Below are 25459 nucleotides of genomic sequence, written 5' to 3'. Positions count from 1 at the left end.
CCCGCATGTCCAGCACGGCGACACCACGCCGACGCGGACGCGGCGCGCACCAGGACGGCCCGCGCGCCACTTTCCGCCAGCTCCTCCCCTTCCTCTTCGAGCACAGGCGCACGCTCATCGTCGTCGCCGTGCTCAGCGTGTTCGGCGCGGCCACCTCCCTCGCTCAGCCGCTGCTGGTGGGTCAGGTCATCGAGGCCGTGCAGTCCGATGAGGGCCTCGGCATCATCGTGTGGGTGCTCATCGGGCTCGTGGTCGTGTCGTCGATCATCTCGGGGTACCAGCACTACCTCCTGCAGCGCACCGGCACGGCGGTCGTCTACTCCAGCCGGCGCAAGCTGATCTCCCGCATCCTGCACCTGCCGATCAGCGAATTCGACGCTCGCCGCACCGGCGACCTGGTCTCACGGGTGGGCACCGACACGACGCTGCTCTACGCCGTGCTCACCCAGGGATTGGCGGATGCCGTCGGCAGCGCGATCCTGTTCCTCGGCGCGCTGATCGCCATGCTCGTGATCGACCCGGTGCTGCTGCTGCTCATCGTGGTCGTCATCGGCGTCTCGGTGGTCGTCGTGGTGGCACTCAGCGGCCGCATCCGCACGGCGTCGACGGCCCAGCAGGAGAAGGTCGGAGAGCTCGCCTCCGGTGTGGAGCGGGCCGTGGGATCCATCCGCACCGTCCGAGCCTCGGGGGCCACCGAGCGCGAGACCGCGTCGGTGTCGACGCTCGCGTCGGAGGCGTACGGGATCGGCGTGCGGATCGCGAAGATCTCCTCCCTCGTCGTGCCGATCGCGGGCGTAGCACTGCAGGTGTCGATGCTCGTCGTGCTGGGCGTCGGCGGATTCCGGGTCGCGGCCGGCACGATCACGATCGCGTCGCTGATCACCTTCATCCTGTTCCTGTTCATGCTCGTGATGCCGCTCGCGACGACCTTCGGCGCCATCACCTCGGTGAACCAGGCGCTGGGCGCGCTCGGCCGCATCCAGGAGGTGCTGAATCTGCCGACCGAGACACAGCATGATGCCGAGACCGCATCGTCGGTCACCCGCGACGCGGCGGACCCCGCGGCTCCCGCCATCGAGTTCCGGGATGTGCGCTTCCGCTATCCCGAGAACGTCGTCGCCGCCCGCCAGGCTGCGGCGAAGGAGGCCAAGACGCTGCTCGCCGACGCGCATCTCGAGCGGACCGACACGCTCGAGACGACCGACGCGCAGGCCTCGGGCCCGGGGCACGATGTGCTGCGCGGCGTCTCGTTCGCCGTGCCACGCGGTGCCCGCGTGGCACTCGTCGGTCCCAGCGGCGCCGGCAAGAGCACGATCCTGTCGCTCATCGAGCGTTTCTACGACCCTACGGGCGGCTCGATCCGCCTGTACGGGCACGATGTGCGCACGTACCCGCGCGATGAGCTGCGGGCGCAGTTCGGGTATGTGGAGCAGGATGCCCCCACGCTCGCCGGGACCCTCGCCGACAACCTGCGCCTCGCGTCGCCCGATGCCTCCGATGCGGCGTGCGAACAGGTGCTGCGCGCGGTGAACCTCGGGGACGTGCTCGAACGCAGCCCGCTCGGCCTCTCGGCCCCGGTCGGGGAGGACGGCGTCATGCTCTCGGGCGGAGAGCGTCAACGCCTCGCGATCGCCCGTGCCCTGCTCACGGACGCACCGATCCTCCTGCTCGACGAATCCACGTCATCGCTCGACGGCGTGAACGAGCAGCGCATGCGCGAAGCGATCGACGCGGTCTCCACCGACCGCACGCTCATCGTGATCGCGCACCGTCTGTCGACGGTGGTCGACAGCGACCTGATCGTCGTGCTGCAGGACGGCGTCGTCGTCGGCCAGGGCACGCACGTCGAGCTCGTGGAGTCGACGCCGCTCTACCGCGACCTGGCCCGGCACCAGCTGCTCGCCTGATCGCGAGACCCCGCACAGAGAAGTACGCGAGGGCGGGATGCCGGAGACCACTCAGCCATGGGTTCGTCTCCGACGTCCCGCCCTCGCGGGTCGGGGGAAGGGTGGGACGCCGGCTCCCCCGAACCGGCGCCCGGTCTGTCACGCCTTGTCGAGGCGGTAGCGCAGTGACGCCAGCTCGGCGCGGAGTGCCGCCGGCACCTTCTCGCCGAAGGTGTCGTAGAACTCCTCGGTGAGGTCGGCCTCGTGCTTCCAGGCCTCGGCGTCGACGGCGAACAGCTCGTCGAGGTCGGCCTGCGGCACATCGATGCCGTCGAGGTTGAGATCCGACACGATCGGCAGACGGCCGATCGGGCTGTCGACCGTGGAGACGTCTCCCGCGATGCGGCGGATGATCCAGTCGACGACGCGCGAGTTGTCGCCGAATCCGGGCCACAGGAAGCGTCCGTCGTCACCGCGGCGGAACCAGTTGACCTGGAAGATGCGCGGTGCGCGGTCGAACCGCAGGCCGCGACCGACCGAGAGCCAGTGCCCGAAGTAGTCGGCCATGTTGTAGCCGCAGAAGGGGAGCATGGCGAACGGATCGCGGCGCAGCTCGCCGACCGTGCCCTCGGCCGCAGCTGTGCGCTCGGAGGAGATGTTCGAGCCGAGGAACACGCCGTGCGTCCAGTCCGTCGCCTCGACGACGAGGGGCACGTTGGTCGCGCGGCGTCCGCCGAACAGGATGACGTCGAGCGGCACGGCCTCCTCCCAGTCCTCCGAGATCTGCGGGCACTGCGCGGCCGAGACTGTGAAGCGCGAGTTCGGGTGCGCGGCCGGACGGTCCGAATCCGGGGTCCAGTCGTTTCCCTCCCAGTCGGTCAGGTGCGCGGGGGCCTGATCCGTGAGCCCCTCCCACCACACGTCGCCGTCGGGGCGCAGCGCCACGTTCGTGAAGATCGTGTTGCCCCACAGGGTCTCGACCGCGGTGACGTTGGTCGATTCGCCGGTGCCCGGTGCGACGCCGAAGAATCCGGCCTCGGGGTTGATCGCCCAGAGGCGGCCGTCCTCGCCCGGGCGGATCCAGGCGATGTCGTCGCCCAGCGTCTCGACGCGCCAACCGGGGATCGTCGGACGCAGCATGGCGAGGTTCGTCTTGCCGCACGCCGACGGGAAAGCGGCGGCGACGTGGTAGGCCTTGCCTGCAGGATCGATCACCCGGATCAGCAGCATGTGCTCGGCGAGCCAGCCCTCGTCACGGGCGATCACCGACGCGATGCGCAGCGCGAAGCACTTCTTGGCGAGGATCGCGTTGCCCCCGTATCCGGAGCCGAACGAGTACACCTCGAGCGTCTCGGGGAAGTGCACGATGTACTTGTCGTCGTTGCAGGGCCACTCGACATCGGCAGCGCCCGGGGCCAGCGGCGCGCCGACGGAGTGCACGGTCTTGACCCACGGGGCGCCGTCGGCGATCTGTCGCGTGACGGCGTCGCCGACGCGTGTCATGATCCCGATGGAGGTGACGGCGTAGGCGCTGTCGGTGACCTGGACGCCGATGTGCGACAGAGGCCCTCCGACCGGCCCCATCGAGAACGGCACGACGAACATCGTGCGTCCGCGCATCGACCCCTCGAAGATCTCGGTCATCTTCTCGCGCATCTGCGCGGGCGGCGCCCAGTTGTTCGTGGGCCCGGCGTCCTCTTCACTCTCCGAGGAGATGAAGGTGCGGCCCTCGGTGCGGGCGACGTCGCTGGGGTGCGAGCGGGCGAGGTACGAGCCGGGACGCCACTCGGGGTTGAGCTTGATGAGCTTGCCCTCGGCGACCATGCCGCGCAGCAGCCAGTCGTTCTCCGCGCGCGAGCCGTCGACCCAGTGGATCGAGTCCGGCTGCGTGAGGGCGGCGATCTCGTCGACCCACTCGCGGAGCTCCGCCATCGCGGGGGTGTCATACGTCGGTGCCGTCCCGAAGGCGCGCACGGGTGCGACGGATGCTGCTCGGGGGGTGAAGACTTCGGCGATCGCCATGACTGCTCCTTGATGTCGGGGGCGTTGCATCCATCTTCTTCGCGATCACGACGGACTTTCGGCCAATTGCGCGTATAAGAAACTGCATTCTTTAGATATGATCAAGGAATGGCGACATCGGGCATTCATCTCGCGACCCTCGGGCACCGCATCCGTCATCGGCGTCTCGAGAAGGGCTTCACGCTCGACGAGCTCGGCGCTCTCGTGGGCGTGGCCGGATCCCAGCTCAGCCTCATCGAGAACGGCAAGCGCGAGCCCAAGCTCTCCCTGCTGCAGGCGATCGCGCAGGCGACCGGCACCGAGGTCACCGACCTCATCTCCGCGGAGCCGCCCAACCGGCGCGCCGCGCTGGAGATCGAACTCGAGCGCGCCCAGGAGAGCCCGGTGTTCCGTCAGCTCGGGATCGCCCCCGTGCGGGTGACGAAGGGGATGAGCGACGAGACGATCGAGTCGATGCTCGGTCTGCACCGCGAACTGCAGCGCCGGGAGCGAGAGGCCATCGCGACCCCGGAGGAGGCGCGACGCGCGAACACCGAGCTGCGACTGCGCATGCGAGAACAGCACAACTATCTCGGCGACATCGAGAAGCTCGCCGAGAAGCAGCTGCGCTCGGCGGGTCACGTGCAGGGTGCGCTGACGCACCGCACCGTGAGCATCATGGCCGAGAAGCTCGGCTTCGAGCTCATCTACGTCAACGATCTGCCCCATTCGACGAGGTCGGTGACCGATGTCGAGAACGGCCGCATCTACCTGCCTCCGGCGTCGATCCCCGGCGGTCACGGCCTGCGGTCGATGGCGCTGCAGGCCATGGCGCACCGCCTGCTCGGCCACACCCCGCCCACCGACTACGCCGACTTCCTGCAGCAGCGGCTCGAGATCAACTACTTCGCCGCGTCCTGCCTGATGCCCGAGACCGCGTCCGTGGCCTTCCTGCAGCAGGCCAAGAAGGACCGCAACCTCGCGGTCGAGGACTTCCGCGACGCGTTCGGTGTGACCCACGAGGCCGCGGGGATGCGCATGACGAACCTGCTCACCCAGCACCTGGGCATGTCACTGCACTTCCTGCGCGTCGACGCCACGGGCGCCATCACCCGCGTCTACGAGAACGACGGTCTGCCCCTGCCGATGGATGTCACAGGAGCCGTGGAGGGCCAGCGCGTGTGCCGCCGGTTCCAGGCGCGAGCGGCGTTCACCCAGCAGAACCGCACGAACGAGCACCACCAGTACACCGACACACCCTCGGGAACCTTCTGGTGCTCGACCCAGACCGGTGCGTCGACGGACGGCGAGTTCTCGATCACGGTCGGCGTGCCCTTCGACGATGCACGCTGGTGGCGCGGACGCGAGACCGCCGACCGTGCGGTGTCGACCTGCCCCGACGAGGCCTGCTGCCGCCGCCCCTCCACCGACCTCACCGAGCGCTGGTACGGCAAGGCCTGGCCGAGCGCGCGCGTGCACACCCACATGTTCTCTCCGCTCCCCCGCGGCGCGTTCCCCGGCGTCGACGACAACGAGGTCTACAACTTCCTCTCCCGTCACGCCGACGAGTGAGCCGGAGCGGCCGCTCAGCCCTCGACGAACCGCGTGAAGCGGGCGAGCGCTGCGTCGACCGCGTCGTCGATCGGCCCCTCGCCCGGGACGGGGTCGAAGAGCTCGGCCGGGGAGCCGTGTGACGCGCTCGCGTGCGTCCAGCATCCGACGATCCTGCCGTGTGCGAGGACCGTCGCCCGCACCATGCCGTTCTTGCCCGGCCCCACCGCGGCGAGGTCCTCCGGCCGGCACACCGCCGTACGGTCGGCGTACGAGATGTAGTACTCGTCGAAGGCTCCGAGAGCGAGCACGTCAGGCGCTGCGGCCGACCGGCGCGGACGCCGCAGAGAGACGAAGACCCCGTCGTCGACCACGGAGACGCGACCCGCCGCACGCTCTCGGGCCTCGCGAGACTGCCCGAGGGTGAGGCCGGACCACCAGGCGAAGTCCTCGATCCCGGCGGGTCCGTGACCGTCGATGAAGCGAACGAAGAGCTCGGCGAGCGGATCATCGGGCGATCCGTGCTCGTGGATGTGCTCGGCCACCAGCATGAACCGCTGCTCGCGCGTGATTCCCGGGCGCGCGACGACGGGCCCCTGGCACAGGAGCCCCCGCAGTGTGAGTTCGGCCAGCAGGTGGATCCCCCGCTGCCCCGTCGGGTCGACCCCCGCCCCGCGGAACAGGTCGAACAGCTCGGCGCGCGTCGCGCCGCCGTCTCGGAGCGGAGGCACGATCGCCCGGGTGACCGCGTCGAGCATCTCGTCGTCGATCCCCAGATCGCGTCGTCTCGTGGCGGCCTGCTGACGCTGACGCCGACCGGTCACGGAGAGCACCCAGCCGAGATCCCGCGCGGGGATGATGTGCAGGGTCCCGCGCATCGTCCACGCGCGCACCAGGTCTCCCCGCTCGAACGCCCGGTCGACCGCGCGCAACGGGGGCTCTCCTCCCGTGCGGCACGCCAGGGCCCATCGACCGGCGAGGAGGTCCTGGCTCTGCACGGCGAGCATGTGCGCCGCCGCGTCGGTCACCGAACGCGCCGGGGCACTGAGCCGGTGCGAGCGCAGACGCTCCGACAGCAGGGTCGAGGTCTTCATACCCTCATCATGCCCGTGGCCTGCGACACCCCGCTGCGACCCGGCGTCGCTCAGCCGTGCAGCGTGACCTCTCGCCGCTCCGGCAGCACGATCGGGTGCGAACCGGCCATGACCTCGAGCACGCGGATGACCTGGCAGGAGTATCCGTACTCGTTGTCGTACCAGACGTAGAGCACGACGTCCGTGTCGGTGGCGATGGTCGCGAGGCCGTCGACGATCCCGGCGCGGTGCGACCCGACGAAGTCCGTCGAGACGACCTCCGGGCTCTCGACGTAGTCGATCTGCTGGCGCAGCTTCGAGTGCAGTGAGACACGACGCAGGTAGTCATTGAGCTCGTCTCTGACCGCGGGCCGCTCGAGGCTCAGGTGCAGCACGGCCAGCGAGACGTCGGGCGTGGGCACGCGGATCGCAGAGCCGGTGAGCTTGCCCTCGAGCTCGGGGAGCGCCCGGGAGACGGCCTTGGCCGCCCCGGTCTCGGTGATCACCATGTTCAGCACCGCCGAGCGGCCTCGGCGGTCGCCGCTGTGGAAGTTGTCGATCAGGTTCTGGTCGTTGGTGAACGAGTGCACCGTCTCGACATGCCCGCGGACGATGCCATACGCCTCGTCGACCGCCTTGAGCACGGGCGTGATCGCATTCGTCGTGCACGATGCGGCGGTGATGATGCGGTCGTCGGGGTCGATGGTGACGTCGTTGATCCCGTGCACGATGTTCTTCAGCGCACCTTTGCCCGGAGCGGTGAGAAGCACCCGCGAGACACCGGTCGACTCCAGATGCCGGCTGAGCCCCGCCTCGTCGCGCCAGCGTCCGGTGTTGTCGACGACGATCGCGTCATGGATGCCGTAGGCGGTGTAGTCGATCGCCGAGGGGTCGTCGGAGTAGATGACCTGGATGCGGGTGCCGTTGGCGATGATCTGCTCGGCGTCTTCGTCGACCGTCACGGAGCCGGCGAACCGGCCGTGCACCGAGTCGCGCAGCAGCAGTGACGCGCGCTTGACGAGGTCGTTCTCGGCCCCCCGCCGCACCACGATCGCGCGCAGGCGCAGGCCGCTGCCCCCGCCGGTGTGGGCGATGAGGATGCGGGCGAGCAGACGGCCGATCCGGCCGAAACCGTAGAGCACGACGTCGGTGGGGGCGGCGGCGACGGCCCCGACCGCGGGCGCGAGCACATCGGCCAGATACGCGTCGAGCGGCAGACCGCTCTCGGCATGCCCCTCGACGAGACGCGCGAGGTCGAGCGACGACGCGCCCGGTGCGAGCTCGTGCACGGCCTCGAGCACCGCCAGGGTGTCGTCGACGACGACCTGTCCGTGGCCGAGCTGAGCGACGCGATCGTGCACTTCGACGATGCCGGTGGCGGAGAGCCCCAGCAGGCGGTGTCCGTGAAGCGAGGTGACCACGTCACGCTCGCGCTTGAGCGCGCCGATGAGCGGGATCATCCGCTCGGCCAGCTCTTCTCGCGCCATCCAGTCGTCGTGGGGTGCGGCGGGTACGTTCATCTGCGTCCTTGCATGTGTGAGCGCGCCGAGGTCGCCGGCGCGCGAGATTGCCGGGTGAACTTCGGGGGATGCGTCCAGGGTACGCGTCATGCGCGAGTGTTCCGAAATCGCGGCGTCGCACCCCGCCGTTCACCTGCCCGACAGGGAATCATGCGAGCATCCGACGCGTTCTCCCCCACGCACGCCTCCACGGACACCGCGCGCATGCCCTCGTCGAAAGGCCCCCGATGACAGATCGCCCACGCCGTTCGGCCTGGCCACCGCTGCTGATCGCGATCGTCCTCGAGGTCAGCGCGACCCTGTCGCTGCGCGCCGCCGAGGGCTTCGCGCATCCGCTGTGGCTGATCCCCGTCGTGATCGGCTACACCGGCTCGCTGTGGCTGCTCTCGATCGTGCTGGACCGCGGGATGCCGGTGGGCGTGGCCTACGGCATCTGGTCGGCCATCGGCGTCGTACTCACCGCCATCCTGGGCACGGTGCTCTTCGGCGAGCTGCTCGGAACGGTGCAGATCATCGGAATCGGCGCGATCGTGGTCGGCGTGCTGCTCGTCGAGCTCGGATCCCACGTGCGCGAGACACCCGCCGAGGCGGCCTCGTGACCTGGGCGCTCCTCGTCCTCGCGATCGCGAGCGAGGTCACCGCGACTCTCAGCCTGCGCGCATCGGAGGGCCTGCGGCGTCGTCGATGGATCCCGGTGATCGTCGTCGGCTATCTCGCCGCGTTCACCCTGCTCGGCACGATCCTGGCGATGGGGATGCCGGTGGGCGTCGCCTACGGCGTATGGGCCGCCGCCGGCGTCGCGATCACGGCGATCCTGGGCAGGGTGATCTTCACGGATCATTTCTCGGTCATGATGGCGATCGGCGTCGCGCTGATCGCTCTGGGCGTCGTGCTGATCGAGCTCGGCGGAGCGCACTGACGCGTCCCGACACACACCGTCGGTCAGAAACCCAGCCACATCACACTGACTCCGACCGCCATCGCCCAGGACTCGACGGCGAGCAGGCGGGCGGTGCGCCCCCGATGCACGGGGGCGAGCACCCACTCGGAGACGACCGTCCACAGCACCACAGCGACCACCCCGACCACGACGAGCACGGACAGCACCCCGTCGAGCCCGTGCGCGCCGTGACCGCCCGCCTCGACCGCCCGTCCTCCCGTCGACAGGCTCTCGAACGAGCAGATCGCCATCACGAGCGACACCAGAGCGCGGTGGCAGCACGCGGTTGCCGCAGGCGTTCCGCGCACACCGGCGGTGCCGAGCATCGCCGACACGAGAAGGACGACCCCGAGCACGAGACCGATCATCGCGTCGCCGCCGCCGGCCGCGATCATGATCATCGCGGCCGCCATGATCAGGGCGCTCTGTCGTCCTTGCCACGGCACAGACCGCCACACGCCGAGGCATGCCGCAGCCGACACGACGGCGGCGAGCGCCATCAGCCACGATGCTGCGGGGAGGAGGGGGTCCACGGTTCGGATTATATTGATCAGTTGCTCAAAATAGCGAGACCCCGCGCGATGCGGCAGGATGGGCGGGTGCCCCGTGTCGTAGATCACGATCAGCGCCGACGCCAGATCGCCGAGGCGCTTCTCGCCGTGGCGGCACGCGACGGGCACGAGGCCGTGTCGTCACGAGCGGTGGCCAAGGAGCTCGGCGTGGCGACGGGATCGCTCTGGCATTACTTCGACGGGTTCGACGATGTGGTGCGCGCCGCAGCGACCGAGATCACCCGCCGCACCGACGAGCGGATCCGATCGGCGACCGCAGGACTGCGCGGCCTGGCCAGACTCGACGCGCTCATGCGCGAGGTCCTTCCCGTCGACGACGGCACCCGCACCGAGGCCTACGTGGTGGTCGGCTTCTGGGGCCGCCTGACGGCACTCGCCTCCAGCCCGGATGCGGGGTCACCGACGTTCGCGACCTGGCAGGACGTCATCAGCGAGTCCCTCGACGAAGCCGTCGCCGACGGTGAGCTGTCACCGACGACGCCGAAGCATGCGCTCATGTCGCTGCTGCGGTCGATCACCTACGGGCAGCAGGTGATCGAGGTCACCGAGCCGCACGGCGCGGATGCGCACCTCGCGGTGCTCGACAGCGTCCTCTCGCCCTGGCGGGCCTGAACACCCGACCCGACCACACAGCCTCGCCACCCGCCCGCCCCTCGCCGCACCGCTCCGCTCCGCTCCGGCATCCTCTTCCCCGACGCTCTTGTGCGCGTCGGGGGCATCGGCGTAGCATCATGCGCATCCGTTTATTGAGCGCTCGCTCGAAATAGTGAGGTACGACGATGTCCCATCCCCAGCCCGTCACGATCGACCGGATCCCCACGCCGCACCCGCTCGACCCGCTCACCGGCGAGGAGATCGCCGCGGCCCGGGCGGTGCTCGACTCCGCAGGCCTGCTCGGCGAGACCGTGCGGGTGCCGATGCTCCTGCCCGACGAGCCCACCACCCAGGAACTCGCCGCCTGGCGGCCCGGCGCGCCGATCGACCGACGCATCGACGCGACACTGCTCGACACGGCGACGGGCATCGCGACCGAGGTCGTCGTCTCGATCACGCGCGGCGAGTTGCTGCACGCCGAGCGTGTACCGAACGACGCCCCGCCGTACGGACAGCCGCAGTACCTCTTCGAGGAGTACGCCCGTGCGGAGGAGATCGTCAAGAGCTCCCCCGAATGGCAGGCCGCGATGACGCGCCGGGGACTCGCGGAGCACAGGGATCTCGCGTTCTGCGGACCTCTCGCCCCGGGGTACACCGGCCGTGCCGACGAGGTGGGGCGCCGAGTGATCCGCTCGCTCACCTTCCTGAAGTACGACGAGAACGACTCACCCTGGGCGCATCCGGTCGAAGGCCTCGTGGTGCACATCGACCTGACCGCGGGACGCGTGATCCGCATCGACGACGAGGGCGATGTCCCGGTGCCCGCGGGCCACGGCAACTACTACGCCGAGGTGCAGGGTCCGGCGCGGACGACCCTCAAGCCGATCGAGATCACCCAGCCCGAGGGTCCGAGCTTCTCGGTCACCGGGTCGCTCGTCGAATGGGAGAACTGGTCGATGCGGGTGGGCTTCAACGCGCGCGAGGGGCTCGTGCTCCACGACGTGGCCTTCGACGGCCGCTCGGTGCTGCGCAGGGCGAGCGTGCCCGAGATGGTCGTTCCCTATGGCGACACCGCGCCCGGCCGGTTCTGGATCAGCTACTTCGATGCCGGCGAGTACCTGCTCGGCAAGAACGCGAACCACCTCGAGCTCGGATGCGACTGTCTGGGCGTGATCCGCTACCTCGACGGCTACGTCGCCGACGACCACGGCAACCCCGTGCGCATCCCGAACGTCGTCTGCATGCATGAGGAGGACGACGGCATCCTCTGGAAGCACACCGACCTGGCGGGGCGCTCGGACGTACGACGCTCGCGACGATTCGTGATCTCGTACTTCTCGACCATCGGCAACTACGACTACGGCTTCTACTGGAACTTCTCGCTCGACGGCTCGATCGAGGTGGTGGCCAAGGCGACCGGCATCGTGTTCGCCGGCGCCGGAGAACCCGGTGTGCGCCAGAAGCACGCGACCGAACTCGCACCGGGGGTGTTCGCGCCCGTGCATCAGCATCTGTTCTGCGCGCGACTCGACGTCGCGATCGACGGCGACGAGAACCGCCTCTTCGAGATCGACGCGCAGCGCGTCCCGATGGGTCCCGACAACCCGTTCGGCAACGCCTTCACCTGGTCCGAGACGCAGCTCCGCACGGAGCTGGAGGCGCGGCGCGAGGCCGACACCTCGGTGGCCCGCGCCTGGGAGGTGCAGAGCACGACGCGCACGAATCATGTCGGGCGCCCGACCGCGTACCACCTGATCCCCGAACCGACCGCGCTGCTCATGGCCGATCCCGCATCGTCCGTCGCCGCCCGCGCCACGTTCGCGACCAAGCATCTGTGGGCGACGCAGCACGAGCGTGGTCAGAACTGGCCCGCCGGGAGATACCCCAACGCGCATCAGGGCGGATCCGGTCTGCCCGAATACTCGGCCGGCGATCGATCGCTCGACGGCGAGGACATCGTGCTGTGGCACACGTTCGGCCTGACGCACTTCCCCCGCCCCGAGGACTGGCCCATCATGCCCGTCGACCACGCGGGATTCCGGTTCACACCGAACGGCTTCCTCGATCAGAACCCCGCGATGGACGTGCCGCCGTCTTCGCAGGCGCACGGCTCGGCACAGCCCGGATGCTGCGGTGGGGGCGAATCCTGCACCTGCGGCCACTGACCCGAGCGACCCGGTCGCCATATCGCCACCTCGGGCGCTCACCCGCGGGAGCTCGCGAAGCCGCGCCGGACCGCGTCGGAGGTCGCCAGAGCGCGTCAGCTCGAATCAGCGCGAATCAGCGCGAATCAGCGCGAATCAGCGCGAATCAGCGCGAGAGGTCGGCGATGGCGACGCGCAGCATGCCGTCCGCAGCGCGGAGCGCCTGGACCGAGCGGTCCGCCGATGCTCCGGTCGAGAGCATGAGGATCGCGAGCTTGACCGAGCCGTCCGCCGAGGCGACGGCCGCCGCGGCCTCGTCGACGGTGGCACCCGTGAGTTCGGTGACCGTGCGGATCGAGCGGGCGTGCAACTTCTCGTTCGTCGCGAGAAGGTCGACCATCACCCCGCGATGCGTCTTGCCGAGCTTGATCATCGACAGTGTCGTCAGCATGTTCACGACGAGCTTCTGCGCGGTGCCCGACTTCAGGCGCGTCGATCCCGAGACGAACTCCGGCCCCGTGACCACCTCGATCGCGATGTCCGCCACCGCGCCGATGTCGGATGCCGCGTTCGACGCGACCGCGACGGTGAGCGCGCCGACTCCCCGAGCGACCTCCAGGCCCCCCACGACATACGGCGTGCGCCCGGAGGCGGAGATCCCCACCACCGTGTCCCGCTCGGTCAGTCCGAGCTCGCGCAAGGACAGGCCCGCCGCATCGGCGTCGTCCTCGGCGTTCTCGACCGCAGACCGGATCGCCGTCTCGCCTCCCGCGATGAGCCCGACCACCATCGACGGGTCGGTGCCGAAGGTGGGAGGGCATTCGCTCGCGTCGAGCACGCCGACGCGGCCGGCGGTGCCCGCACCGATGTAGATCAGGCGTCCCCCCTCGCGGAATCGCGCCGTGATGCCGTCGACCGCAGCCGCGATCTCGGCGCGACGTTCGGCGACCGCGTCAGGGACGCGCCGATCCTCGGCGTTCATCCGATCCACCAGCTCGATCGTGTCGAGCAGGTCGAGATCGCCGCGCTCGGTCGTCGAGGCCTCGGTTCCGAGGGTCGACAGGACGTCGAGGAGCGTGGTCAATCTGGCGTGTTCATTCGGCACGATGCACGAACCTTTCGTGGGGAAGATCGGCGCGGTCTGCGAGCAGCAGCGCGCCGTCGAGAGCATCGCCGGCAGAGACGACCACGGCATGTCCGGCAGTGCGCAGGGCCGCCTCGAGCGCGGCACGGAACCAGACGTGCTCGGTGAGTCCGCCGTTCAGAGCCACCGCATCGCCCCCCGATGCTGACGCACCGTTCGGTGATGACCCGCCGCGCGCCGAGGCGGCGGTCGCCGACGCGGCGAGGAGGCGGATGCCCTCTGCGGCGATATCCGCGGCCACATCGTCACCGGACTCCGCGGCATCGAGCACGAGCGGGGCCAGCGTCGCGAGTCGTCGGGGCAGCGGGCCGTCGTCTGCGAGCCAGGCGTGGATCGCGGACGGCGCACCGATCGGGATCGCCACGGCATCCGTGAGTCGCGTACTCGGCGCGAGGCCGACGGATGCTCGAAGCACCGCGCGCAGCGCCTCGCGACCGAGCCACGAGCCGCTGCCGAAGTCTCCGAGCTCAGGCCCCCAGCCGTCCACGAGGACGGCTCGAGCGCTACCCGTCCCGCGGTCGTCGTCGCCGCCGCCATTGCCGTCGTCGTCGTCGTCGTCGTCCAGGCTGCCGTCGATTCCGAGGGCGGCCGCGCCTGTGCCGGCGATCAGGAGCACTCCGGCGCCGCCGCCGAGGGCACCGGCGTGCGCCGACACGACGTCGGAGGTCACGACGGCGGGGACGCCGAAGGTGTCGGCGAGCCGCCGAGCGAGTTCGGATGCCGCGGTCGGCGCGGTCCATGCTCCGGCAGCGCCGACGGAGATCGACGAGATCGGTACGTCCAGACGAGCCCTCAGCGGAAGGATCGATTCGAGCGCGGCGGCGACGCCACCGGTCGCAGCCAGGCCGGGCGCACCGACACCTTCATGGAGGGGACGACGGCCGGATCGCCGGCCGGCTATGGCATCCGACTCCGAGACGACCGCACGGCACCGCGACTTGCCGAGATCGACGGCCACGACGGCGGAGGGGGAAGGCATGGAAATAGTCTACGCAATGAGCACCCGCCATGGAATAATTGTTCAGAATCATCGGGGCATCTCCCGACGCCCCTTCCCGACACGCCAGGACGCAGGAGAGCGATGAGCATCCAGACGACGATCGCGACAGCGGCCGAGAATCTCCCGCCGTCGCTCGCGCGCATCGCCCGCACCATCACCGACGATCCGACGATCGTCGTCGACAGCACCATCACGGAGATCGCCGCGACCTGCTCGACCTCGGTCGCCTCCGTCGTACGCTTCTGCCGCGCGATCGGCGTGAACGGATACGCGGCGCTGCGGATGGCTCTGGCCACCGAGCTCGGGCGAGAGTCCGCGCATTTCCCCGCGTCGACCGGGTTCGGCGCCGAGATCTCGGCCGCGGACTCCCTCCGGGAGGCGACGGCGAAGGTGGCGGCGCTCGAGCTGCTCGCGATCGAGGAGACGATCGCCGGCGTCGACTACGACGTGCTCGCCGCAGCCGTGGATGCGGTGGACAACGCCGATCGCATCCTGCTCTTCGGCATCGGTGCGAGCGGTCTCGTCGCGGCCGACCTCGGCCACAAACTCCTGCGCATCGGCCATGCGGCGATCGTGCTCACCGACGCGCACGAGGCGAGCGCCGCAGCCGCGCTCGGCGCCAAGAAGACCGTGGCGATCGGCTTCTCCCACTCGGGCACGACCCGCGAGACGCTGCTCTTCCTGCAGACCGCACGATCGGCGGCGAGCACCACGATCGGCGTCACCGGCGCATCCGACTCCCCCCTGGCCGCGGAGGCGGATCACGCTCTGCTCAGCCACGCGCGAGAACCCCGCCTGCGTGCCGGGGCCATGGTCAGCAGGATCGCGCAGCTGGCCCTGGTCGACTGCCTCTTCGTGGGGGTCGCGCAGAAGCGCCATGCCCACTCGGTGCACGCCCTGCAGCGCACGGCCGACGCCACCCGGACGCTGCGCTGAGCCTCGCCCTGCGAAGGACGCTGCGCCGACCTCGCACGGCCGCCCTCCATCGACATCGCAGAAGCCTCGCGGTCTGAACGAGCCGGTGGTAGCATCACGACACGGATCGTATACAAAGTCGTCGTTCCACCACCCGAGGTAGTCAGTCATGAACGGTGTGCCCGCAGCCCCCGCCGAGTCGGTGTCCACGCTCGTCGCGCGCAACATCAGCGAATTCAGAGCGGCCGTCTCCGAGTCGTTCGTCCCGCTGCAGGTGTCGACGTCGGGTGCCGACCACTTCCGCGGCGTGATCCGCGGCGCCTCCGTCGACGAGGTGCACGTGAACGAGGTGCGTGCGACATCGCATGTCGTCGAGCGCACCCCCGAGCTCATCGCGCGCAGCGACCGGTCGTACTTCAAGCTCAGCCTGATGCTCGCCGGAACCGGGATGCTGATCCAGGACGACCGCGAAGCCGTGCTGCAGCCGGGCGATCTGGCCGTGTACGACACCGATCGCCCCTACTCCCTCGTGTTCGACGACGACTTCCGCACCATGGTCGTGATGTTCCCGAAGCACCTCATCAGCCTCCCGGCCGACATGGTCGGTCAACTCACGGCCGTGCGGATCTCGGGACAGGGTGGACTCGGCGGAATGGTCGTCCCCTACCTGACGCAGCTCGCCGGCAACCTCGAGCAGCTCGCCGGAACCACGGGAGCGCGCCTGGCACACAGCGCCCTCGATCTCGTCACGACGGTCTTCACGCGCGAGCTCGGACTCGATGAGGTGTCGGCCGATCCGCACCGCGCACTGGTGCAGCGCATCCGCTCGTACATCGACCGCAACCTCGCCTCCACCGACCTCGGCCCCGCCTCGATCGCCTCGGCGCACTTCATCTCGACCAGGCACCTGCACGGACTCTTCCAGGAGCAGGGCGTCACGGTCTCGACGTGGATCCGCACCCGGCGCCTCGAGCAGTGCCGACGCGACCTGCTCGACCCGATGCTCGCCGACCGTCCTGTCGCGGCCGTCGCCGCGCGGTGGGGGTTCGTGGATGCCGCGCACTTCAGCCGCGCGTTCAAGACGGCGTTCGGCATCTCCCCCAGCGAGTACCGCGCCGCGCACTGACCCTGCGGCATGCCCTTGCCCCGGAGGGCACGCCGGTTGACTCTCGGCGCGCGATGGTGCCGCATCCCTTGAACGGATGCCGTGCGCCGCCGGAGCATGAGGCAAGCACACCGCGAGGACGCGGTGCCCGGAGCGAGGATGCTCCGCAGCATGCGACGTCAGGACCCTCATGACCGCCCCTGTCTCGACCGATCCCGCGCTCGACGAATGGCGCACCTACGACGAGTTCGCCGCGGGGATCGACACGTTCCGCCTGCCGAACGCCTCGCTCTCCGGCACCGCCATGACGCTGACGCTCGATGACGGTTCCACGCTGTCCCTCTCGTTCGACGCCGTGGCCGTCACCTGGTCGGGTCTCGGCTCGACCGGCATCGACCCGTACGACGCCGTCACGGTGCGCGATGACGTCGTCTTCGTCAACATCCCGCTCGAGAGTCGCGAACGCGAGGCGATCACCGTCGTCTATTCGACCACGACGCACCGTGCGACGGTCGTGCGATCGCGCATCGCCGCGGCGGCCGTCGCGGGCACTCCGCAGGTCGGACAGGACTTCTGGGCGGCGGCGACCGATCGCGGCGCGGCCACCGGTGAGGTGCCGGGCCCGAGCCGCGACCTCATCGGCACCCGCAATGTCTACCGCTACAGCCCTCACCATCTCTACGAGCACGTGTACATCTCGAGTCGGCGCTATGCGTGGCAGTGCCTCGAAGGCGTGCAGCGGGGCCACGGCGACATGGATCTGTCGACGGTCTGGAAGTTCGCCGACGGCCTCTACCTCTTCTGCTTCCGCGAGTTCCGCATCGCGGTCGCCAGCGTCTGGCTGCACGACCTCGGCTACCAGCTGATGACGACCGGCATCTTCCTCGGTCTGAACGGCGACGGTGACGCCGAGCACTCGCGGGGCGGCGGGCACATCTATCCGCTCGGCTCGGTCACCTACCCCGACGCGCAGCCGGTCTGACGCGGCCACCGGATCCGCACTCGAGACGAAGGAACCCCTCATGCGCAACGCCGACATCATCGCCGCACACTATGCCGCCAACGACCGCGGAGACCTCGACGGCATGCTCGAGTCGTTCGCCGACGACGTGCGCTGGACCGAAGCCGCAGGCTTCCCGTACGCCGGTACCTACATCGGTCCGAATGCCGTGACGGCCCACGTCTTCGCGCGCATCCAGGACGAATGGGACGACTACACGGTCGCGATCGACGAGGTCATCGACGGCGGCGACGTGGTCGTCGGCATCGGGACCTACTCGGGCACGTACCGCTCGACCGGTCGATTCTTCGCCGCCCGCGTCGCACACGTGTGGCGGCTGGCCGAGGGCAAGGTGGTCGCCTTCGAGCAGTTCACCGACACGGAACTCGTGAACCGCGCACTGCGCGACTGAGGCAGCGGATCGCACGACCACAGCGTCACCCCGCAGCGCCACCCGACAGCAGCACCACCCGATCACACAGCACCACCGGATCACACAGCACCACCCGATCACACAGCACGACACGATCTCGAGAGACAGGAATCACATGAACAAGCGAGTATCCGGCAGCGTGGCGCTCATCGCCGTGGCAGCCCTCACCCTGGCCGGCTGCGCCGGCGGAGACGGAAGCGGCGGCGGCGAGGGAGCCCCCATCGTCGTCGGCTCCGTGAACACGATCAGCGGCCCGGCCACCTTCCCCGAGGCCTCGCAGGCCGCAGCCGCGGTCTTCGACGCGTTCAACGACGCCGGCGGCCTGGACGGTCGGACCATCGAGTACAAGACGCTCGACGACAAGGGAGACCCGGCGACGGCCACGGCATCCGCCCGTGAACTGGTGGGGAGCGACGGAGCAGTGGCGCTCGTCGGCTCGGCCAGCCTGATCGAGTGCGAGATCAACGCCAAGTACTACGAGCAGGAGGACATCCTCTCGATGCCCGGCATCGGCGTCGACACCGGATGCTTCGCGAGCGACAACATCTCGCCTGCGAACGTCGGCCCCTTCAACGACATGACCCTCACGCTGCAGTACGGCTCGGAGGTGCTCGGGCTCGATGACATCTGCATCCTGCTCGAGATCGCGGGCTCCACGCGTCCGACGTACCAGGCCGCGATCGACAAGTGGACCGAGATCACCGGCAAGGAGCCGAAATACGTCGACGACACCGTGCCGTACGGCGCCTCGGACTACACCCCGTACATCGTGAAGGCGCGCGAGCAGGGCTGCAAGGCTCTCGCGATCAACCCGGTCGAGCCCGATGCGATCGGCCAGGTCAAGGCGGCGAACGCCCAGGGCTGGGACGACGTGACGTGGCTGTATCTGACCAGCGTCTACAGCGAGAACTTCGCCGGCGCGATCGACAACGCGGGTGCGGGCATCCACGTGCCCGCCGAGTTCTACCCGTTCACCGACGATGACGAGATCAACGCCGACTGGCGCGCGCTGATGGAGGAGAACGACATCGCGCTCACCTCCTTCAGCCAGGGCGGATACCTCGCGGCGAAGTACTTCATCGAGGTTCTCGAGGGCATGGACGGTGACATCACCCGCGAGAGCGTCACCGAGGCGCTGCGAGGCATGGATCCGATCGAGAACCCGATGGTCGGGACGCCGTACGCCTTCGGCACGCAGAACACCGCCGGCTGGCCCATCATCCTCGAATCCGGCACGAACGCCTGGGAGAAGGTCGCCGACGACTGGCTGCGCATCGGCGAGTAACGCCTCCCCCACGCCCTTCGTCTCGCTCCGCTCACTCAGGGACCGAGCCAGGTTCCACGCCCTTCGTCTCGCTCCGCTCGCTCAGGGACCGAGCCAGGTTCCACACCCCTCGTCTCGCTCCGCTCGCTCAGGGACCGAGCCAGGTCCCACACCCCTCGTCTCGATCCGCTCACTCAGGGACCGGAAGCACTCCGGTTCCTGAGCGAGGAGCGAAGCGAGAGGAGGGGCCCACTCAGAAAGGACGCCTCATGCTGCAAGGCGCCATAGCCGGCCTCGCCGCCGGCGGTCTCTACGCCGTCCTCGGCGTGTGCCTGACCTTGATGTCCCGCCTCGTGCGCGTCGTCAACTTCGCGCAGGCCGCGACCGCGATGTTCGGCGCGTTCAGCGCGGTGTGGTTCGTCAGCGAACTCGGAGTGCCGATCTGGCTCGGCTCCGTGCTGGGCGTGCTCGTCGGCGGGATCCTCTCGGCAGCGATCGGATGGATCGCGGCGACGTGGCTGTCCGAGGCGTCCACGACCACCCGGTCCGCGATGACCGTCGGGCCGCTGCTCCTGCTGATCTCCCTGTCGTTCATCCTGTTCGGCAACAAGCCTCAGCCGTTCACGCCGATCATCGCGGGTCCCGCCTTCTCGTTCGGCGGCGTGGTGATCAGCCAGGTCACGGTAGCGACGGTCGTCATGGCCGTCGTCACCGCGATCGCCGTACGCGTCGTGCTGCGCCGCACGAGGGTCGGCACCCAGCTGCGCGCGCTCTCCGAGCGCCCGACCACGGCTGAGCTGCTCGGCATCCGCTCCCGTCCGCTCTCGATCGCCGTGTGGTTCGTCACGGGTGTGATCAGCGCGATCGCGATCATCATCGTGGCGCCGTCGCAGTCGAACGACGCGACGAGCCTCGCCATGCTCATCGTCCCCGCGGCGGCCGCCGCCCTTCTCGGAGGATTCCGTCGCCTCGATCTCGCCGTCATCGGCGGCGTGGTGCTCGGTGTGTTGAGCGGTCTGGTCGCGCAGATCGACGAAGTCGCCCTCGTGCGCAACTTCCTCCCGTTCCTGTTCATCGTCGTCCTCCTCCTGTGGACGCAGCGCAAGGAGGTGTGGGATGCCGCTCGCTGACCGTCCCTGGTTCCGTCTGTCCTGGCCCTTCGCCGTCGCGGCCGTCGCGATCGGAGTGGGTGCCGTCCTGAGCACGGCACTGCCGGGCTACTTCGTCTTCCTGGCGATCAGCGCTGTCATCGCATCGATCGCGATCCTCGGTCTCGGGATCGTCACGGGATCCGCGGGCATGATCGCCCTGTGCCAGCTCACGTTCGCGGCCGTCGGCGCCTGGATCGTGTCGCTGCTCAACGTCATGCAGGCCCCCGGAGGCTTCGTCGTCTGGCTCGTATTCGGCGGCATCGCGGCGGGTCTCGTCGGCATCCTCGTGGGGTTGCCCGCTCTTCGACTCCGCGGCGTCAACCTCGCGGTCGTGACGCTCGGCTTCGCGGCGGCCGCCGATGTGACCCTGGTGCAGATCCAATTCCCCGGCTCGGCGGACGGCACAGCGATCGAGCGTCCGGACCTCTTCTCGAACGATCGGGAGTTCTTCTTCCTGTCGATCGTCGTTCTCGCGGTCTGCGCGCTGGGCGTGTTCTTCCTCCAGCGGGGCCGGTGGGGTTCGAGCTGGAAGGCCGTCGCGTTCTCCGAGAGGGGCACGGCCGCAGCGGGACAGAGCGTGCAGACCGCCAAGCTCACCGCATTCGCCGTCTCGGCCGCCCTCGGCGGGATCGCCGGAGGACTGCTCGCCGGGCAGGTGCAGCTGCCGTTCGCGTCGAGCTTCACGCCGCTGCAGTCGCTCGCGCTGTACGTGCTCGCGATCATGTCGGGGGCGCATCTGATCGACATGGCGATCTTCGGCGGCATCCTCTGGGTTCTCGTCCCCGAGCTGCTCAAGCGCTGGGGCGTGCCGCAGGACTGGGCGTTCGTGGTCTTCGGAGTGCTCGGTGTGCAGGCTCTCACCAGCGGCACCAACCTCGGCCAGGGAATCCGCAACCTGATCTGGAGGCGCGCGGATCGCCGGACCACGACAGCGACGCTGACGGCACTCCCCCCGGATGCCGACGCCGAGGCCGCGGCGATCACCACCACGACGACCGCGACCGTCGATGAACGAGCTCTCGACGGCGCCCCGGTGCTCACGGTCGAGGGACTCACCGTGCAGTTCGGCGCACTGAAGGCTCTGGACGACGTGTCCTTCCAGGTTCCCGCGGCGTCGATCATGGGCCTCATCGGGCCGAACGGCGCCGGCAAGTCGACGTTCGTCGATGCGATCAGCGGCTTCCTTTCGAAGCACGGCGGGCGTGTGCTCCTGGGCGACCGTGACCTCGGCGGCCTGTCGCCCACGCGTCGTGCGCGGCTCGGCCTGCGGCGCACCTTCCAGCAGGACAGAGTGCCGCCCGCTCTCACGGTCGGTGCGTACGTGCGGTTCGTCGCTCGACGTCGACTCGCGGCCTCCGACATCGACGAGGTGCTGGAGTTCTTCGGATGCCCGCCCGCGAGTTCGCGTCTGTCGAGCGTGGATGTCGGCACCCGCCGGCTCGTCGAGGTGGCCGCGAACGTGCTCGCCCGACCGCGGTTGCTGATCCTCGACGAACCCGCGGCCGGACTGTCGCACGAGGAGCACCTGGCCCTCGCGGCTCGACTGCGCGAGCTTCCTGCCCGTTACGGCGTGGCGCTGATCATCATCGAGCATGATCTGGATCTGGTGCGCTCGGTCTGCCCGACGCTCACCGTGCTCGACTTCGGTCGGGTGCTGGCGTCGGGGCCGCAGGCCGAGGTGCTCGCGAACCCGGTCGTCGTGAAGGCCTATATGGGAGAGACGGAGCTGCTGAAGTGAGCGAACTCGTATTGGACTCGGTAGCTGTCAGCCGTGGAGCGGGTCCCGTGATCTCCGACGTGTCGCTGACCGTCAGAGGTGGCGAGGTGCTGGCGCTCGTGGGCCCGAACGGTGCCGGGAAGACGAGCCTGATCGAATCGGTGTCGGGCGTGACGCCGCATTCTGCGGGGACACTCATGCTCGACGGCGAGCCGCTCGACAAGCTCTCGCGAGTGGCGAGGGCCCGCCGCGGCATCGTGCACATCGAACAGGGCCGTGCGGTGTTCCCCTCGCTGACCGTGCGCGAGAACATCTCGCTCACCGCACGAACGCCCGCGGAGCTGGATGCTGCGCTCGAGCAGTTCCCCGAACTCGCGAAGCGCATCGACTCGCCGACGGCGCTCCTGTCGGGTGGCGAGCAGCAGATGGTGGTGCTCGCCCGCGCCTTCGCAGCGAAGCCGAAGATCCTCCTGATCGACGAGATGTCGCTCGGGCTCGCTCCGGTCGTCTTCATGCGGCTGATGCCGATCGTGACCTCGATCGCCGAATCGGGGGTCGGCGTCCTCCTCGTGGAGCAGTTCACGCAGCTCGCTCTCGGGCTCGCGCGGGAGGCCGTCGTCGTGGCCGGCGGGCAGGTCTCGTTCCAGGGCACGGCGGAGGCGTTGGCGGCCGACCCGCAGCTGCTGCACCGTGCGTATCTCGGCGGATGATGACGGGGCACGTGAGCCGGCCGGGGCAGCCGGGGCAGCCGACACCGCCGGGGCAGCCGAATTGGTCTGCATCCGGGCGCACGGCTCTGCCGTCGCCGACGGGTGCGGGATGCGCCGGCAGTAGCCTGGGGAGATGACCGAGACCATCAGCGCCCGCGCCGTCCTGCTCGACATGGACGGCACTCTCGTCGATTCGACGGCCGTCGTGGAACGCCTGTGGCTGGCGTGGGCTGCGCCGCACGGGATCGACCCGGCGACCGTGCTGAGCGTCGTGCACGGACGTCAGGGCCATCAGAGCATGGCGATCATGCTGCCGGAGCGGGATCACGAGATCAACATCCGGGAGAACGCCGTGATGCTCGCGAACGAGAGCCAGGACGTCGACGGGGTCGTCGCCATCGAGGGCGCGGATGTGCTCCTTGCGGCGCTGCACCCCTACCCTCATGCGATCGTGACCTCGGCAGATCTCACGCTGATGAATGCGCGCATGGGGCAGGCAGGTCTCACTGTCCCCTCGCTGACCGTGACCGCAGAGAACGTGTCGGCATCGAAGCCGGATCCCGAGGGCTTCCTGCTGGGCGCGACGCTGCTCGGTGTCGACCCGGCCGACTGCGTGGTGTTCGAGGATTCGGGTGCGGGCATTCAGGCCGCTCACGCCGCGGGCATGCGCGTGATCGGGGTCGGCTCGCACGCCACCTCGCATGAACCGACCTTCCATGTCGACGACCTCACCCAGGTGGCCGTCGTGCCGACGGTCGCCGGGTTCGAGCTCACCGTCCGGTGATGCGGCGCCCGTCGCACCGGTGATGCGATGACGCGATGACGCGATGACGGACTCTCGTCGATGACGCTCGCCCCTGTCATCCCGTGCGGGCGAGCCGCGCGGGGGCTCTCCGTCTGGCCGCGCTGAGTCTCGGGGTGCGCCATCGTTGGTCGGGGTCCCACCAGACAGGCCCCCGCACCTGGGGGACACCGTCTTTCATGCGGATCTCCCACCCGGACTTCCCGAGGGATCGGTGATGCCACCAGCACAACGGCACACCGTTGTCCGTATGCGTCGGACCACCCTTCGCGTGCTCGATCACGTGATGGATCTCACACCATGACGCCGGAACATGGCACCCCGGGATCAGACATTCCTTGTCGCGGGCGATGATCGCCCGCCGTTGATGCACCGTGAAGACCCGATCAGTGGTCGTGATCGCGATGATCCGCCCCTCATCGAACATCACCCGCTGAATCGTCCCCGAGCACCCGACATGGGCAGCGACGCTCACGGGCACGTGGGCACCGGAACCGGTGATCGTCGCCCACCCACCATTCCCGCCGCCCGACGCCGCGGCATTTCCGAAGGCGGCCCCCTGCGCGGCGTTGCTGAAGGAAGATCCCTGCGCAGCGTTTCCGAAGGCGGCTCCGGCGACGTGGCTGTCGTCAGCGGGGAGACCTGTGGCGCCGAGGTGGGCGGCGAGGTCTGCCGCGTCGACGTTCACGACGAGGACCGGTGCCGCACCGCCGAGGGTGGGCATGTCGTTGTGGCGGGCCGCGATCGTGAGAACCATCGCGAGAGCATCGTGACGCTTCTGCGCCGAAGTGCGATCATCGAGCACACACCGCGGATCCGAGTTGAACGGATCCTCACCCTCGGCATCGACATCGGCATCGACATCGGCATCGGCACCCACACCGCCCACGCCAGTGCCGGCGCCGGAATCGACGTCGACATCGACGTCCGAGAAACCGGTGTCCGCACCATCACCGTCACTCGGCACGAAATGCACGCCCGGCATCGGTGGTCCGTCGCCTTTGGGGTTGAGGATCGCGTCCAGGATCGCCTGGAACTGCCCGGCGACGTCCGGGGTCAGAAACCCGCGGATCGCATGCACCCCGTCGGCCAACCGGCCGATCGTGACACCCCGACGACGACACGCCACCTCATCCCTGGGTTCTTCCCCATCGGGGTCGAACATCGACGCGAGATCCTCCGCGAGCATCGCCAGATCCTGCACCGTCGGCGCAGGCCCCGAACCATCCACATCCTCCGGGTCGAGGTCCGGATCGACATCAGGGTCACCGCCGTCGTCGACCACGACACCGTATCCGCGGGCGCACCCGGCCAACGCGACATCCGCCGCCAGGCGTTGATCCACACTCAGCCGGTCCCACACCTTCTCGATCGGGNCGACCACGACACCGTATCCGCGGGCGCACCCGGCCAACGCGACATCCGCCGCCAGGCGTTGATCCACACTCAGCCGGTCCCACACCTTCTCGATCGGGCCCGTCGCCGCRAGAAACCCCGAAACCCCCACCACSCCRTCCAGCAACGCSAGGCGCAGCTCCGACCACCGCGCCGGCATCCGCTCCCCCGACAGRCTCAGCGGACGCCGCACCAGATCGACGACCCTGTCGACCCGACTCGCACCCCGCACATCCACCCGCACCGCCCGCTGCACCACCTCATTCACMCCCCGRCACCCCACCGCATGCGCGAACTCACCCCCGTCATCGCTCGCGACAGCCTCGACGATCACCGCCTCCGCCCGCCGGAACACCGCCCCCGCCCCCAACAACACCCGGATCCGATCCGCATCACCCAACCCCGCCAGCACACCATCAGACAACACCGTGTCAAGGTCGNCCCGCCGGAACACCGCCCCCGCCCCCAACAACACCCGGATCCGATCCGCATCACCCAACCCCGCCAGCACACCATCAGACAACACCGTGTCAAGGTCGRCG

At 69.2% G+C, this 25459-nt stretch carries 22 protein-coding genes; 15 read left to right on the top strand and 7 right to left on the bottom strand.

Annotated elements, in window-relative coordinates:
- Positions 1-5: 5 nt before the first annotated feature.
- Positions 6-1907, top strand: a complete 1902-nt coding sequence (locus tag ASD43_RS08135) for an ABC transporter ATP-binding protein (protein ID WP_056415880.1) — start codon at positions 6-8, stop codon at positions 1905-1907.
- Positions 1908-2045: 138 nt separating this feature from the next.
- Here the strand turns inward: ASD43_RS08135 and ASD43_RS08130 are convergent, their stop codons facing one another.
- Positions 2046-3908 carry a phosphoenolpyruvate carboxykinase (GTP) gene (locus ASD43_RS08130; protein WP_056415877.1) on the bottom strand — a complete coding sequence of 621 codons (1863 nt, stop codon included), beginning with the start codon at positions 3906-3908 and terminating at the stop codon, positions 2046-2048.
- Positions 3909-4016: 108 nt separating this feature from the next.
- Here ASD43_RS08130 and ASD43_RS08125 point away from each other — a divergent pair, with 108 nt between their 5' ends.
- Positions 4017-5459 carry a helix-turn-helix domain-containing protein gene (locus ASD43_RS08125; RefSeq protein ID WP_045252921.1) on the top strand — a complete coding sequence of 481 codons (1443 nt, stop codon included), beginning with the start codon at positions 4017-4019 and terminating at the stop codon, positions 5457-5459.
- A 14-nt stretch (positions 5460-5473) separates the two neighbouring features.
- Here ASD43_RS08125 and ASD43_RS08120 read toward each other — a convergent pair whose 3' ends face one another.
- Together ASD43_RS08120 and ASD43_RS08115 are read right to left on the bottom strand one after the other, a co-directional pair.
- Entirely contained in the window at positions 5474-6532 is a 1059-nt protein-coding gene (locus ASD43_RS08120; protein ID WP_056415872.1) for a winged helix DNA-binding domain-containing protein, read from the bottom strand.
- 50 nt (positions 6533-6582) lie between these two features.
- Positions 6583-8031, bottom strand: a complete 1449-nt coding sequence (locus ASD43_RS08115) for a glyceraldehyde-3-phosphate dehydrogenase (protein ID WP_056415869.1) — start codon at positions 8029-8031, stop codon at positions 6583-6585.
- Between the two features lie 227 nt (positions 8032-8258).
- On the opposite strand from ASD43_RS08115, the gene ASD43_RS08110 reads away from it, so the two are divergent.
- Entirely contained in the window at positions 8259-8630 is a 372-nt protein-coding gene (locus tag ASD43_RS08110; protein WP_056415867.1) for a DMT family transporter, read from the top strand.
- Positions 8627-8950 carry a DMT family transporter gene (locus tag ASD43_RS08105; RefSeq protein ID WP_056415864.1) on the top strand — a complete coding sequence of 108 codons (324 nt, stop codon included), beginning with the start codon at positions 8627-8629 and terminating at the stop codon, positions 8948-8950. The genes ASD43_RS08110 and ASD43_RS08105 overlap by 4 nt, the downstream gene beginning before the upstream one ends.
- A gap of 23 nt (positions 8951-8973) precedes the next feature.
- Here the strand turns inward: ASD43_RS08105 and ASD43_RS08100 are convergent, their stop codons facing one another.
- Entirely contained in the window at positions 8974-9504 is a 531-nt protein-coding gene (locus ASD43_RS08100; RefSeq protein WP_056415859.1) for a hypothetical protein, read from the bottom strand.
- A gap of 66 nt (positions 9505-9570) precedes the next feature.
- Here ASD43_RS08100 and ASD43_RS08095 point away from each other — a divergent pair, with 66 nt between their 5' ends.
- Both ASD43_RS08095 and ASD43_RS08090 read left to right on the top strand, forming a co-directional pair.
- Positions 9571-10155: a TetR/AcrR family transcriptional regulator gene (locus ASD43_RS08095; protein WP_056415856.1), complete on the top strand. Its 585-nt coding sequence runs from the start codon at positions 9571-9573 to the stop codon at positions 10153-10155.
- Positions 10156-10322: 167 nt separating this feature from the next.
- Positions 10323-12302: a primary-amine oxidase gene (locus tag ASD43_RS08090; protein ID WP_056415853.1), complete on the top strand. Its 1980-nt coding sequence runs from the start codon at positions 10323-10325 to the stop codon at positions 12300-12302.
- Positions 12303-12447: 145 nt separating this feature from the next.
- On the opposite strand, the gene murQ is transcribed toward ASD43_RS08090, so the two are convergent.
- Together murQ and ASD43_RS08080 are read right to left on the bottom strand one after the other, a co-directional pair.
- A complete protein-coding gene (murQ, locus tag ASD43_RS08085) occupies positions 12448-13386 on the bottom strand; it encodes an N-acetylmuramic acid 6-phosphate etherase (RefSeq protein ID WP_056415851.1) in 939 nt (312 codons plus the stop codon).
- Positions 13376-14404 carry a BadF/BadG/BcrA/BcrD ATPase family protein gene (locus ASD43_RS08080; protein ID WP_082539319.1) on the bottom strand — a complete coding sequence of 343 codons (1029 nt, stop codon included), beginning with the start codon at positions 14402-14404 and terminating at the stop codon, positions 13376-13378. Before ASD43_RS08080 ends, murQ begins: the two co-directional genes overlap by 11 nt.
- 102 nt (positions 14405-14506) lie before the next feature.
- Here ASD43_RS08080 and ASD43_RS08075 point away from each other — a divergent pair, with 102 nt between their 5' ends.
- From ASD43_RS08075 to ASD43_RS08035, 9 genes are all read left to right on the top strand, one after another.
- Positions 14507-15361, top strand: coding sequence for a MurR/RpiR family transcriptional regulator (locus ASD43_RS08075; RefSeq protein ID WP_056415844.1), 855 nt, complete (start codon positions 14507-14509; stop codon positions 15359-15361).
- A 148-nt stretch (positions 15362-15509) separates the two neighbouring features.
- Positions 15510-16466 (top strand): helix-turn-helix domain-containing protein, encoded by a 957-nt coding sequence (locus ASD43_RS08070; RefSeq protein WP_056415841.1) that lies wholly within the window; start codon positions 15510-15512, stop codon positions 16464-16466.
- 169 nt (positions 16467-16635) lie between these two features.
- Complete coding sequence (locus ASD43_RS08065; protein ID WP_056415840.1) at positions 16636-17427, top strand: MoaF C-terminal domain-containing protein; 792 nt, start codon at positions 16636-16638, stop codon at positions 17425-17427.
- Positions 17428-17467: 40 nt separating this feature from the next.
- Positions 17468-17857, top strand: coding sequence for a nuclear transport factor 2 family protein (locus tag ASD43_RS08060; protein ID WP_056415837.1), 390 nt, complete (start codon positions 17468-17470; stop codon positions 17855-17857).
- A gap of 136 nt (positions 17858-17993) precedes the next feature.
- Positions 17994-19163 (top strand): ABC transporter substrate-binding protein, encoded by a 1170-nt coding sequence (locus tag ASD43_RS08055; RefSeq protein WP_056415834.1) that lies wholly within the window; start codon positions 17994-17996, stop codon positions 19161-19163.
- A 248-nt stretch (positions 19164-19411) separates the two neighbouring features.
- On the top strand, positions 19412-20272 hold the full coding sequence (locus tag ASD43_RS08050) for a branched-chain amino acid ABC transporter permease (RefSeq protein WP_056415832.1): 861 nt from the start codon (positions 19412-19414) through the stop codon (positions 20270-20272).
- Positions 20259-22031, top strand: coding sequence for a branched-chain amino acid ABC transporter ATP-binding protein/permease (locus ASD43_RS08045; protein WP_056415829.1), 1773 nt, complete (start codon positions 20259-20261; stop codon positions 22029-22031). The genes ASD43_RS08050 and ASD43_RS08045 overlap by 14 nt, the downstream gene beginning before the upstream one ends.
- Positions 22028-22720, top strand: coding sequence for an ABC transporter ATP-binding protein (locus ASD43_RS08040; protein WP_056415826.1), 693 nt, complete (start codon positions 22028-22030; stop codon positions 22718-22720). Before ASD43_RS08045 ends, ASD43_RS08040 begins: the two co-directional genes overlap by 4 nt.
- Before the next feature lie 133 nt (positions 22721-22853).
- Entirely contained in the window at positions 22854-23504 is a 651-nt protein-coding gene (locus ASD43_RS08035) for an HAD-IA family hydrolase (protein ID WP_056415823.1), read from the top strand.
- A 76-nt stretch (positions 23505-23580) separates the two neighbouring features.
- On the opposite strand, the gene ASD43_RS08030 is transcribed toward ASD43_RS08035, so the two are convergent.
- The gene (locus tag ASD43_RS08030; protein ID WP_327044368.1) at positions 23581-24726 is read right to left on the bottom strand and encodes an HNH endonuclease signature motif containing protein; all 1146 of its coding nucleotides are present in this window, start codon (positions 24724-24726) and stop codon (positions 23581-23583) included.
- Positions 24727-25459: the final 733 nt, after the last annotated feature.

Source organism: Microbacterium sp. Root553, from assembly GCF_001426995.1.
GTDB lineage: Bacteria > Actinomycetota > Actinomycetes > Actinomycetales > Microbacteriaceae > Microbacterium.
This window is presented reverse-complemented; position numbering and strand designations above follow the sequence as displayed.